Origin of the sequence: Colwellia sp. Bg11-28 (assembly GCF_002836245.1) — a bacterium.
Classification (GTDB): Bacteria; Pseudomonadota; Gammaproteobacteria; order Enterobacterales; family Alteromonadaceae; genus Colwellia; species Colwellia psychrerythraea_A.
This window is the reverse complement of record NZ_PJBA01000001.1, coordinates 367,241-379,575: the sequence shown is the minus strand read 5'-3', so window position 1 is coordinate 379,575 and position 12,335 is coordinate 367,241. Positions and strand designations below refer to the sequence as shown.

Here is a 12,335-nt window from a genome sequence, read left to right as displayed (position 1 = left end):
AAATCGTTAATTACATGGTTGCTGCTTTACTCGCATAGAAAAGACTATGCGTCGCTTACAGCGCCTTGTACTAAACAATTTACCACGTATAAAGCATTAAACTTGCTTGTAGCATCTAAAAAACTCACTTCGGTGAGTTTTTTGTTTTCTGCTATTTAATTTAGCTAATTTAATTGCTGGCGTATTCGTTGATTATCTCGATAACAAAGGTACTGCGATAGTATTACTTAACCTTAAAACTGAGACTTTTCATCAACGTGCAGGTTAATGTAAACAATGATAGGTTCAGTGACTAGATTTAAGTTCCAGTTTTTACACTCTCTCCCAGTTCATAGAAAACAAGAAGTAATAAAAAGCCCGAATATTTATATTCGGGCTTTTTAGAGGGGTAATAACTAATAATTATTTTTTGTATAATTACCTAAGTTATGTAGGACATTATTCGTTAGTCAGGCTATCTGTATTTACGCATAATGAAATTTCGATATAAGAGTAAGCTAAAGATCCATAACAAGAAGTATGTATTGGCGGTACCGCCAGATGAAGAAGGCTCTTCCACTGGCACTACATTATTTACTATGACCGTAACTTGTTGTTCAACATCTATATAGCCATCATTAATCGTTAATAAGAAGTTAAGGGTAATTTGAGATTCCACTTCAGGGGCTGTAAAGCTTAATGAAGCAGCATTGGGTGTATTGATCTCCACATTAACACCATCGAGCTGGGTCCAAGTATAGGTTAGGTTATCGCCATCAACGTCAGATGAGTTAGAAGCATCAATATTCACAGAGCTATTTTCGTTAACCGTAATGGAAGTCTCTAGAACGATAATAGGTGCAGTATTTATAAAGCTAGTTAATACACCAGGATCTTCTACTTGCCCGTTAATTAGGCCGTCAGCGTCGTTTGGACCACCATCTTCAATAACTAACTGAATACATTGATGACCAATATTAATACCAGAGTTATATTCCGTAGAGTTAGGTGTAGGACAGTTATTATTGTTGTCTAATAAAGCGCTAGCGATAGTGTTTTTTCCATCTTCAACAAAAGTAAACCAACCTTGAGTGCTAATATATTTTCTGAAATTAACAATTGCAGGAATAGTTACATTATCTGGTAATGGAATAACAACAATCGCTCCATCATTACGTATGTTATCACCAGTCACAATAAAATTAATCATAGGCGTTATTCTATTAGTGTGGCTATCAGTAATGTTATCTAGACCTAAGCTCATAATAAAGCTAGCTAAAGCAGAATCATCAATAACACTACTAGCAACTAACGGAGAAGTTGAGCTTTTAATTACAGAGCCTAAAGACAAAGATGAACCAACTATTGTTTGAATAGGTTTATGAGTATTCATTAAAGGTAAGTGATGAGTGTTAGTATCATTATCTAAGTACTCAGCGATACCGTCGTTGTCTGAATCTACAAAACCTTCCTCCATATCACTAATGCCATCATTGTCAGTATCTTCAGTTAAAGATAGTTCAGGTAAATTGGATAAAAGAGAAATATTAAGGGATCGAGTAACTGAATGCCTTTCTGAAGTTGCTGTCTCTTCAGCAATTATACTAATGATAATATTATTAGTGGTAATCAACTCTGGATTAAGCACAATAGAATGAGCTCTTGTTTCTACTGGAACAATGGTATCAGGTAGCTGCCAAGTTAGCTTTATTTCATCGTTATTTATATCTTGAATATTGGCGATGATCTCAACAAGTCCTGCAGCTTTATCAACAACGGCGACAATATTGTTATTTTGATGCACTGATAAATTAAGACTAGGTATTAGGTTTTCATCAATAACACTAATAACAGTAAAATTTTGCGCTGAGAGGCCCATATCTGAATATAATAATTCTAAATTATAGGACTCATCTACTTGTGCGCTGTCACTAATATCAATATCTATATACATTTGCTCAGGGGAGAAAATATTCTTTCCTAAATTTGAGAGTTGTATTGGGCTTTGTATTGAGTATTGGATAAAGAAAGGGTAATACTCAGGTAGTATTGTTGTTGAAGATCCAATGTGAATACGAATGGTATCGCCAGATAAGGTGCTTTTGGAACTTTCAATAGCTAATAAAGGACGAATATCTACTGTCACCACTCCTTCTCCAGCATTGCCGCTATTATCTACAAAATTAACTGTTACATTGTGTATGCCAGCGGGTAAGAAGTGTTCTTCAGACTCAACAAGTTGTACTGAAAGTGTACCATCAACAATGTCTTCAGCGAAAATACCTTCAAGAGAAGGTAAAATATCAGTCAATATACCTCGAGCAATTGTTCTTGTGTTACGCGAAGTTAATTCAGGTGGTGTAGTATCAACAATAGTAATAACTTGTGTTACCAATGTAATGTTACCAGCAGCATCTGTCGCTCTCCACTGTATCTCGTTTTCGCCTAAAACTAATTTATCAGAACTTATTCGTTCAACGAGGGGGTCATTAAAATTATTATCAGATACAGTAGGTAAAGGGAGCTCTAAATCACTGATTGAACTGGTAGCTTCGTAACTACGAGATGTCAATGTATCGAATACGGGAGCAGTATTTTCACCTATAGTATTATCTAAAGGTGCTTCATCTTCACTATCAATGACACCATCTTCGTCACTATCTTCTAAAATGGGGGAAGTTAGGTGAATGAGTACTTCATCACCATCTGATAAGCCATCGTTATCAGTGTCTGTTATTAAGGGGTTTGTTTGTGCTTCAAATTCCGCTAGATTTGATAAATTATCACTATCATTGTCAAGTACTGCATCGGTTGGGTCATTTTTATCTAAACCATACAAATCTTCCCAAGCATCTTGCATACCGTCACCATCACTATCTGGAAATGGATTTTCAATTGATATATGTAAAGTGTAGGTAGCATCATTTGGAATAATTGAATCTGTATATCTAGAGACTTTAATGTAATAAGTACCAACTTCAGAAAATGTATAAGTTAAAAAAGAATCTAATCTACTTGTACTGCCTGACTCCCCATAAGATGAACTTGCATCATCATTTGAAGAAAGTAAGTTTTCCTGGTCATCATACAACCTTAAATAGGAATCAAAAGCACCGCTAATTCCACTACCGTCGTCTATATCAAAAATAGCTTGAGAAGGAGCGGTTACAATTGAAAACTCAAAGTAATCATAACTTTCATCACCTGAGCCAATAATGGACACATGCGGCATAACCAGTGATGTATTAGTTGTCTGATCGCCTATATCGTCTGAAAAATTTAAATTAAATCCTGCATCAATATTTTGGGCTTCAGCAATAGAGTTATTAGATTCTGTATCAATAACATCCTTAATTAAAGGGTTTGTACCTTGCTGATATTCAATGATATTAGAGCGACCGTCACTATCGGTATCAAGAGCGCTATCATCAGTTAAGGGATCTAAATTATAAAGAACTTCCCAACCATCAGGCATACCGTCACTTTCAGTGTCACTTAGATTAGGATCAGTAAGGTAAGTATTCAGTTCAAGGTTATCGGCTAAATCATCATCATCGCTGTCAATTTTAACTGGGTTTGTAAAGTGAACATTAACCTCATCGCCATCGGTTAAGGTATCAGTGTCGCTATCGTTATTATTTGGTAAGGTGTTTAGTTGAAATTCTATTAAGTTTGATAAAGTATCATTATCTAAATCACTATTAGCATCTGAAGCATCAGTAGGATCTAAACCAAAGCTTAGCTCCCAATAATCCGACATTCCATCTCCATCTTCATCACGAGCAGGTAAGTCATCACAGGTAACTCCTACTTGCTCAAATGAGTCAATTACATCTGTAACGTTATAACCTAAATCATCTGCAGCATGAATTACGCCACAAGCGCCTTCAATAAAAGTAGTGTTTGGAGTCCAATAAAAGCGGTTAGCGTCATACATTACGTCAAACGCTAATTTTGTATTCCAATTGTCTTTATTAGCTAAGAGAAAAAATGCTCGATTAAAAACGCCGCTACTATGGTGCACATCAATGCCATTGTAATAATTATCTGCATGACCTATTGAGTTACCATCTCGCGTAGGATCTTCCATATACCTTAGCGATCCTTCCCCCTTGAAAATGTCAGCGCCAGTTAACCAATCATTACTGCCTCTAACATAATATTCAGCCGCTTCACCGGCCAGATCGGAAAAGGCTTCGTTAATTCCACCAGATTGGGCACTATAAATTAGTCCAGAGTTTTGTTCTGTTACACCATGAGCTACTTCGTGGGCTGTAACATCCAATGAAACCAGGGGATAAAGCCTTGAACCACCATCACCGAAGGTCATGCTAGAGCCATCCCAAAAAGCATTTTCGTAGCTATTACCATAATGAACTCTAAGCACTAATTGAGAGTCAAGAGGAGAGGTGCTATACCAGTCATTAAACATACTAAAAATGGCATTACCAAAAAAATGAGCATCATTTAAAGGGGAATAAGCCCCATTAATTTCTTTGTGGGTATTTCGACTGCAAGCAAAAGTAAATACGTTACTACCCGACTTGCTATGATTCAAATTAACTGTTTTTACATTGGTGTTTTCCATTGCACAGTTATCACCCGTTTCTGTTACATCCAAGGAGTCAAAATCAGTACCATATTCATATTGGCCTACTTTAGTATTTCCTCCTGGACCTGTCGCATCAGAAAAATTTAAGCTATCCCAGTGTTTAAGTGTATGACCTGATTTTGCATCTATAATATAAATAGGTTTTGCTACATCTCCAGCGTCATTTTGAATAAAGAAATTTACTAAATAAGCAATACGAGCATAATTGTTATCATCAATATAAATAACTTTTTGAATACTTTCTTGAGTGAATACTGAAGATTTTTTGAATACTTTCTTGAGTGAATACTGAAGATTTTTTGAATTGTGTTGATTTATCAGTATGTAATAATTTTATTTGCTTTAATATTTCAGTATCAACAAGTAGCGCTTTGTTATTTGAACGTTTTATATCATCGTCAATTTTAGCTACAATTTTTCCATGTAATTTATTAACAGTATTCGAATTTTTTAATTGGGCGTTTACTTGATAACCCCAAACAGGTATATCTTTATAATATTGTTGATAACGAATATTTTGATGCTTAGCACCATTAAGCAAAGATCTCTTTACTTTAAATGAATTGTTTTTATCTAACCCGATGATGCTGACTAACCCTTGCGCAACTACATCTTCCATACTGGTGATTTTTGATGTTTTCGATGATTTGGTCAGATTATTAATCGTATTCATCTGCTGATTAATTAAAGGGACATGATTACGAGAGATTTTTCGTTTTTCAACGGCTAGGGCATTGAAATTAAGTAAGACGAGACAGGCAACAAAAAGGCGAAAAAAAGACGGCATAACAATCCTTGTTAATTATAAGCAAGCAGAAATATAAAATATAGCGTCATCTTATAGCAAATGTTGGAGTATTTAAATGATAAACGCATAGAATTTATTCAAGCCATACATAGACTTCGGCAATATATTCTTCTAAGTTTACTTTCATCTTTTTTGATTTTTTATTGGATTTAAAGCTCATGTTGGAGAGGATTTATTTTCTACAGCGTTAAATTATGAAGCAGTTAATTTTGCTTTTAGATTAATAAATAGCGAGGAAAGATAAGTGATATCACTTATCGAACTTATCAATTTAAGCTTTTTTAAAGGGGAGAGGGGAGATAATGGTTGATGGCTTCTTTCTAACAACTGGAATAATTGAGGCGACTGTGCGTATTGGATAAGAGCAAGCTGTGTTATTTACTTTTACATTGTCGCTAATGAACTTACGTGTTAATAAAGTCATTTTTTCATAGGATTCCTATATTTCAATGTAACTCACAAAGGGGTTAACATTACGTGAAATAAACGAGGAGATATTCTTATTTCCCCTCGTTACCAATATGGATTTTAGCTTTTTATCATCATTTTTTTCACGGTAGCTTCAATTTTTGCAATAACTCTACGATTTAACTCATGATCGGCAGCTGTATTGCCCTTAGAAATTAGTTGTGTTTCACCAAAACCTTTGGCAGATAAACGGCTTTCCTCTATATCAAATTTATTAATTAATAGACTCTTAACCGCATCAGCACGTTTTTGTGAAAGTGCTAAGTTATATTTAGCGCTACCTGCAGCTGAACTGTGCCCTTCAATAACAACACTTGTGTTTTTATATTCCTTCATAAAATCAGCTAAACGTTGAATATCATTCATTGTCTCTGCTTTTATCTGTGAACTATTGTTTTCGAACGCCACGTTCAAGTCAACGTCTACAGCTGTATCTAAAAAGAGTGGACAACCACTTGAATCAACTTTTACGTTTGCTGGCGTATTTTTACAGTTATCTTGCTTATCATTAATGCCATCATTATCAGTATCAGCAAGAATTACTGCTGCAACTACTGGTATTGCAGCAACTTCCTGAGATACCGCTTTCTTAACAACAGGAGATTTTTTCACGTCACCAAAAGCGTATTTCACACCGATTTTAAAGCCTTGGTCTGTAAAACCATAGTCGACATCACGATAAACAACCGCTTCGCTGTATAAAGAGAAACGATCATTAATATCGACGTTATAACCAAGGCCTATATTAACCGCGTTGTAGCTTTTCACGTTATTAAAACGTTTTACCCCAGCGAAAGCGTAAATACCAGTATCTTCAATCTTATAAATAGCGTCAAGGCCAAACCGTGTACCATAATCAGTATCATTACCATTGTTAATGTCGTAACGAGTTTTTGCTAACTCTATACGAGCATTCCATTGTTCGTTAATGATTTTTTGTAAATCAATACCTAAGCCCTTGCCAGCTTCAATTTGTTGCCAGTCCATCTTATTTTCTTTACCTGTGTCTGACTTAATATAATCGCCAAACACGCCTACTTCCCATGTTTTATCAATGCCTTCTGCAGCTAATGGTGAACTAATTAATGCAGCTAACAGGGTAATGTTGAACGTTTTCATGGATAAATCCTTATTGAGTTTTATGTGATTTTATGTAATTTCTGACCCTATAACGGATCAGAAGTGTAAAAGTCACAAACTTTTAATATTTATTTTACAATTAACATTCAAAGCTAAAAAAAAGTAAGTTTATTAGCGTAGAATGCACTCGATTGAAATATGGCTAAAAGTTTATAACTAAAAATAAGAATGAAATTTATACAAATTTAATGTGACTTTTTAACTACTCAGTCGTTAAAGGACTAAGCGATAAAAATTATTGCTCGAGGATAAAATGAAAGACTTAGAAAAGAACATAGCAGCAGAACTTAAAAATGATCCTGAATTAACCTTTAGTACTTCAGACGACGACTTATTTAAACGTGCAACAACAACGGCCAATAATCAGCGAGGTACGAAAGACCTGTTGGCACTGGGTATGGCTTCACTTTGGGTTGTTTTCATTAGTATATTTATGAAAATTCTAAAGCCAATATTTAAGCAAATGGCAGCTAAGCCACAAAAAATAAGCACAAATGCGGTCACAAATACTGCCACCAATATAATCAACAATAAGGGCAAATAATGGATACTGAAAACATCACAGAAAAAGCTTACTCTGGCTTTATGGCTATCTGGCATAAAATGATAACTTTTTTGCCTGACTTAATTGTCGCTACAATATTTTTGCTGGTTGGTTGGTTAGTTGCATCAATGGTGAAAAGGTTTTTAAATAAATTTTTAATTAAAATTGGCTTTAATACTTTTTTAGATAAACTTGGTTTAGACATTCTATTTAAAAAAATGGAAGTGAGCGTTACCGGTAGCCAAGTGGTTGCGAGTATTGTTTCAACATTTTTCCTATTAATATTCTTATTAGCGGCATTAGATATTGTCGGCTTAACGGTGCTATCAGGGTTAATTGATACCTTAGTACTGTTCTTACCTAAATTACTTGCTTCACTCGCTGTACTTTTGTCTGGCTTCTTTGTTGCTCAAATTGTTTTCAATGGCGTAAAAATAGCGGCAAAAAATACCGGTATTGATTATGGCCGCTCTGTTGCTGAAGTCTGTCGCGGTATTATTATCGTTATCACTGTTTCATTATCAATAACGCAACTTGATATTGATGTGTCTCTGCTGAATAACATTATGACTGTAATTATTGCGAGTGTCGGCTTAGCCGCAGCGATTTCATTAGGCATCGGTACCAAGTCAATGGCACAAGAAATTGTTGCAGGTGTTTATTTACGAGAAATGTATCAGGTCGGTGATAACATCGAAGTAAAAGATATCAAAGGCACTTTAGCCTCCATTGGTAGCGTGGCGAGTAAAGTAATGGGTGAAGGTGAGTCGATGACTACCGTGCCTAATACTTTTTTATTAGCCAACAAAGTTACCAAGCAATAACGCGATTTATTTAACGTTTGACTACGCTTAATGAACGGCAACTTGTCACTTTAGTACAAGTAAACCTGCCTTATGATACGCGTCTTTTTCAGCAGTTAATTACACCATACCTTCCTATTTTGAAGGGGTATTGTGCAAAATTACTCAATAATCAATCTGATGCTGAAGATGTTGTACAGGAAACCATTATCAAGATACTCACTCACTTGAAGGATTTTAAGTGGGCGGTGTCTTTTAAGGCGTGGCTATTCAAAATTGCTCATAATGAATGTATTAACAAAATAAGAGACCGTCGTTGGGATACCTTAGAACAAAATGATGAATATTTAGAAAATATAATTGCTCCTGAACATAATCATCAAGATTTAGCTACAGCGTTGTCCGCGTTAATGGTCAATTTGTCATTTGTTGATCGAAATATTATGCTACTCCGTTATCGTACAGAGTTAGAATTTCAGGAGATAGCAGACATTTGTAACTTAAAACTATCCGCGGTGAAAATGCGCCATAAAAGGGTGATAGAGTTCTTAAAAGGGCAGTTGAAGGAGTAGACAATTGGGTTTAGTTCTTTTTGTGTTGGTCCTTTTTTTAACGAGGGCGTTAGCCTTATTTGCTGATAACCTTAGTTATGGACTTAGTTATGGACTTAGTTATGGACTTAGTTATGGACTTAGTTATGGACTTAGTTATGGACTTAGTTAAGGATCCAGTTAAGCATTTAGTTGAGCTGCGTTTGTAGAGGTAAGAAGCTTATTAAGTTTTGCTTTTACTGACTCTTTTTTATCACAGGGTTTGTGTAACGCTTGAGCTAATCGTTGTTTAATTTCAGTTAAGTGAATGGGGGAAACTTTACTTCTTTCAATAATGGATTTTTTTTCACGTTTATTTAGCTTTATATCAGTAATGGGCAAAATAGCAGAGCTTTGGTCAGCAATAAACTCTAAGCAATTGCTAAAGTTATCTCTCACGATAATAGCCTCTGTTAAACAAAACTCATTAATTGCTTTGATAAGGTAATCTTTTTTCAGTAATACTTGCTCACAGCTTAAACTTTGAATATCTTTATAATTAAAGTCATCGGTGCTCTTATCTTCTCTGGGCAGTAGAGCGCCATGAATTCTACGGTTTTCTAATAACTGAGTAACACTTTGGTTAAGTAGTTTGATCGTCAACTTAAAATTAACACTCACCACTTCAAGTTCTTGTGTAGAATAATTGCTGAGTAATATTAATAATTTTGCTTGGCTAGATAATAAATTAAACATGATTATTCTTCTTGAATAAAGTTGATGTGCTCATATTAATCTTTATATATTGCAAAACTATTAAAATGGACAGATTTTTTAGAGTAACCAGACTTCTACGCGGCGATTACGTTTTCGACCATCTTCGGTATTATTATTTGCTATAGGTAATGCTTCCCCCATAGCCTCAACGGCCAGTACCGGTATTCCGCGTGAGGTAAGAGCAAGTTCAACCGACTTTGCTCGTTGATAAGATAAGTGGGTATTTTTTACTTGTGCTCCAACGCTATCAGAAAAACCCATTAATACAATTCTACTGCTTTGGTGATCTTCCATAAAATCAACGAGACGTAATAAATCGCGCTTTCCCTTGTTATCAAGTTCCTTAGTCGCATAAGCAAACCTAAAATTAAGTGAAAGGCGTTTAGCCTTACTAGCGTATTGCTGATACTTTTTTGGCGCTCTAGATAAAGGGTAAACCTGCTCTAATTTTATATTCTGTGAAATGAGGCCAGCGTTAGCAACAACTTGCTGACCTTCGGTTGACAGAGCATATTGAGCGAAGTCTTTTACTAGGTTAGAGGCTGATGTAGGAGTATAAAAATATAAACGTCTTGAAAGAGCATAATCTTCTGTACCTATGGTAAACCGAGTAGGGAAAATGGCGCCAGTATCTTTAGACTCTGAAATAGCAATCGCTTTATTATGTAATACATAGTTTAAGCCAATAAAGCCAATTGCAGCTTCGTTCTGTGAAACTAATGTAGATAACTCCGAACTCGATTCAAATCGTATAGCTTGTTGAGATAACTTTTTGCTATACTTTTTCAATACAAGGCTTTTAAAAGTATCCCAAGTACCTGAGTGTTGGTCTCGAGCATACAGTTTAATCGGTAATATAGCTCCACCAATTTGTGACCAATTACTTATTTCCCCCGAAAATATTTTAGCGAGTGTTTCACTTGAAAGTCGCTTAACTGGATTATTCTGATTAACAATAACGGCTAAGCCATCTAAACCGATAATATGCTCGTTACCGATTTTATTTAAGTGACCTGCAGTTTTGGTTAATTGTTTAACTTCACTGTCTTTTATTCTACGTGAAGACATACCAATGTCTGCCGTTTTATCTTTTAGTGCGGAAAATGCGGTGCTAGAACCGTGTGCTTTTAATTCAATAGCATAAGGTTTTCCGTCAACATGGTAGTGTAAAACGCGCTCCAGCGGAGTACTACGAGTCCAAGCGAACTCCTTTATATGCAGGTGTTGCAAAAAACCTTCCAACAATAAGGGCGCCAATTTCTCCCCTATCGTATTTGAACCATGTAATCGAAAAACTGTCTCACTATCAGACTTAGATTGTGAGGAAGTCATAGCTATTGATGATTTAGCAGCTTGTGGTGTACTGCTAACCGTTAATATCATCGATTCGTTGCTTTGGCTAGACTCACTAGTTACGTTAGTTATTTGCGCCTTTGAGGTTAGAGGTGAATTATTTGATTTAAATGAATTCGAGTACCAAAAAATACTAGCTGAGAATATAAATAAGACTAAGGTTAGAAGTAGAATTAAAGGACGTTTTTTCGACGGAATGATTTCTGTTTTTTCAGTGTCTTTTTCTATCGATATCAACCATGAAGTGAGCTGGTTGATATCTTGGTGTGCGAGTTGAGTTAACTCACTGATCACCAACTGACGATAATCTACTTCTTGAAGCATTTTTTCTATTGATATTTCAATATCAAACTCGCTTTGTGCAAGACGGGCTAATTGGACTAGCTTAGCCATAAGTGGTTGGTTATCTGCTTGCCACGAGCCGGAAAAAGTAGACATCATTGAGGCTATCTCTGAGGTGAAAATATTGTTGGTAAGCTTAATCAGTGAAGGTTACATTTTAATGACTATTGTTGTCTTTATTGGTGGAGTTAGATTAAATAAGTCAGTTGCTTATACATAAAAACAATTCTATTTAGAATGATTTTAGCAAGGTTTTTTGAGATCAAATTAATTCATTTATATTACATTCTGTCGCAGAATTTAATTGGATGTATTTATATACTTAATTACATAATTAAGTCAGTATTGAAGTGTTAATACATATTTCTAGGATTGAAAAATGAAGAAAAATATTAGTTTAGCTGTGGTTCTGTTTACTAGTTTAATTGTTAGTGCTTGCGTGACTGTTCCCCAAGAGAAACAAGTGAATAAAAATCAATTGGCAATATCTAGTGTTCGCGATATTCCAGTTTCTTATTCACCAGGTAGTCTATTTTCTTTAGCGCCTAAATATGTAAAAGAAACCTCATTAAAGCCGGAGCAAACTCAAGCTGCATATAGGCTTTATGCGAACGCTATTATTGCTGATCTAAATAGTCATGGTTTCAAAAATACTGAAGATGCTAGTAACTCAGTTTTTCATGTTGGTTTTGGTATTGCTTTAGCCAGTGATTTATCAGATAAAACCATTAATGATAAGTTTGGCATTACACCAGGTTTACCGAGCAATGATGAATTGAGAAAAGGCAGCTTTTTGATTTACATTGAAGATGCTCTTACTGGGAAAAAAGTATGGCGTGGTGCTGTACAAGGCTTTGCTCATGAAGATAAGAGTGAAATTGAAAGAGAACAACGTACAGCAGTCATTGTTAGTCGCGTAATGAAACAGTTTTACGCTACAAATTAGCACATGTTAGTATCAAATTGACACTGCTCTAGC

The 12,335-nt window shown here is 35.3% G+C and carries 9 protein-coding genes; 4 read left to right on the top strand and 5 right to left on the bottom strand.

Features of this window, described 5'->3' with window-relative positions; all coding sequences use genetic code 11:
• Nucleotides 1-454 precede the first annotated feature (454 nt).
• The 3 genes from CXF79_RS01565 to CXF79_RS01555 form a co-directional block, all read right to left on the bottom strand.
• Complete coding sequence (locus CXF79_RS01565; protein WP_269801438.1) at nucleotides 455-4,720, bottom strand: M4 family metallopeptidase; 4,266 nt, start codon at nucleotides 4,718-4,720, stop codon at nucleotides 455-457.
• 85 nt (nucleotides 4,721-4,805) lie between these two features.
• Nucleotides 4,806-5,378, bottom strand: a complete 573-nt coding sequence (locus tag CXF79_RS01560; protein WP_101153633.1) for a hypothetical protein — start codon at nucleotides 5,376-5,378, stop codon at nucleotides 4,806-4,808.
• Between the two features lie 549 nt (nucleotides 5,379-5,927).
• Nucleotides 5,928-6,986, bottom strand: coding sequence for an OmpA family protein (locus CXF79_RS01555; protein ID WP_101153632.1), 1,059 nt, complete (start codon nucleotides 6,984-6,986; stop codon nucleotides 5,928-5,930).
• A gap of 274 nt (nucleotides 6,987-7,260) precedes the next feature.
• On the opposite strand from CXF79_RS01555, the gene CXF79_RS01550 reads away from it, so the two are divergent.
• Genes CXF79_RS01550 through sigX form a run of 3 tightly spaced genes read left to right on the top strand, consistent with a single transcriptional unit; the run spans nucleotide 7,261 to nucleotide 8,926 of the window.
• Nucleotides 7,261-7,551, top strand: coding sequence for a hypothetical protein (locus tag CXF79_RS01550; protein ID WP_041736662.1), 291 nt, complete (start codon nucleotides 7,261-7,263; stop codon nucleotides 7,549-7,551).
• Nucleotides 7,551-8,375: a mechanosensitive ion channel family protein gene (locus tag CXF79_RS01545; protein WP_011041804.1), complete on the top strand. Its 825-nt coding sequence runs from the start codon at nucleotides 7,551-7,553 to the stop codon at nucleotides 8,373-8,375. Before CXF79_RS01550 ends, CXF79_RS01545 begins: the two co-directional genes overlap by 1 nt.
• Before the next feature lie 17 nt (nucleotides 8,376-8,392).
• Nucleotides 8,393-8,926: an RNA polymerase sigma factor SigX gene (gene sigX, locus CXF79_RS01540; protein ID WP_011041805.1), complete on the top strand. Its 534-nt coding sequence runs from the start codon at nucleotides 8,393-8,395 to the stop codon at nucleotides 8,924-8,926.
• 159 nt (nucleotides 8,927-9,085) lie between these two features.
• On the opposite strand, the gene CXF79_RS01535 is transcribed toward sigX, so the two are convergent.
• A complete protein-coding gene (locus CXF79_RS01535) occupies nucleotides 9,086-9,640 on the bottom strand; it encodes a hypothetical protein (RefSeq protein WP_101153631.1) in 555 nt (184 codons plus the stop codon).
• A gap of 78 nt (nucleotides 9,641-9,718) precedes the next feature.
• Nucleotides 9,719-11,455 (bottom strand): substrate-binding domain-containing protein, encoded by a 1,737-nt coding sequence (locus tag CXF79_RS01530; RefSeq protein ID WP_232769047.1) that lies wholly within the window; start codon nucleotides 11,453-11,455, stop codon nucleotides 9,719-9,721.
• A 280-nt stretch (nucleotides 11,456-11,735) separates the two neighbouring features.
• On the opposite strand from CXF79_RS01530, the gene CXF79_RS01525 reads away from it, so the two are divergent.
• A complete protein-coding gene (locus CXF79_RS01525) occupies nucleotides 11,736-12,302 on the top strand; it encodes a DUF4136 domain-containing protein (protein ID WP_101153630.1) in 567 nt (188 codons plus the stop codon).
• Nucleotides 12,303-12,335 lie beyond the last annotated feature (33 nt).

Excerpts from the sequence above, each read along its gene's own strand:
- CXF79_RS01560 (WP_101153633.1), bottom strand. The coding sequence starts at position 5,378 with ATGCCGTCTTTTTTTCGCCTTTTTGTTGCCTGTCTCGTCTTACTTAAT.
- CXF79_RS01555 (WP_101153632.1), bottom strand. The coding sequence starts at position 6,986 with ATGAAAACGTTCAACATTACCCTGTTAGCTGCATTAATTAGTTCACCA.
- CXF79_RS01550 (WP_041736662.1), top strand. The coding sequence starts at position 7,261 with ATGAAAGACTTAGAAAAGAACATAGCAGCAGAACTTAAAAATGATCCT.
- CXF79_RS01545 (WP_011041804.1), top strand. The coding sequence starts at position 7,551 with ATGGATACTGAAAACATCACAGAAAAAGCTTACTCTGGCTTTATGGCT.
- CXF79_RS01535 (WP_101153631.1), bottom strand. The coding sequence starts at position 9,640 with ATGTTTAATTTATTATCTAGCCAAGCAAAATTATTAATATTACTCAGC.
- CXF79_RS01530 (WP_232769047.1), bottom strand. The coding sequence starts at position 11,455 with ATGATGTCTACTTTTTCCGGCTCGTGGCAAGCAGATAACCAACCACTT.
- CXF79_RS01525 (WP_101153630.1), top strand. The coding sequence starts at position 11,736 with ATGAAGAAAAATATTAGTTTAGCTGTGGTTCTGTTTACTAGTTTAATT.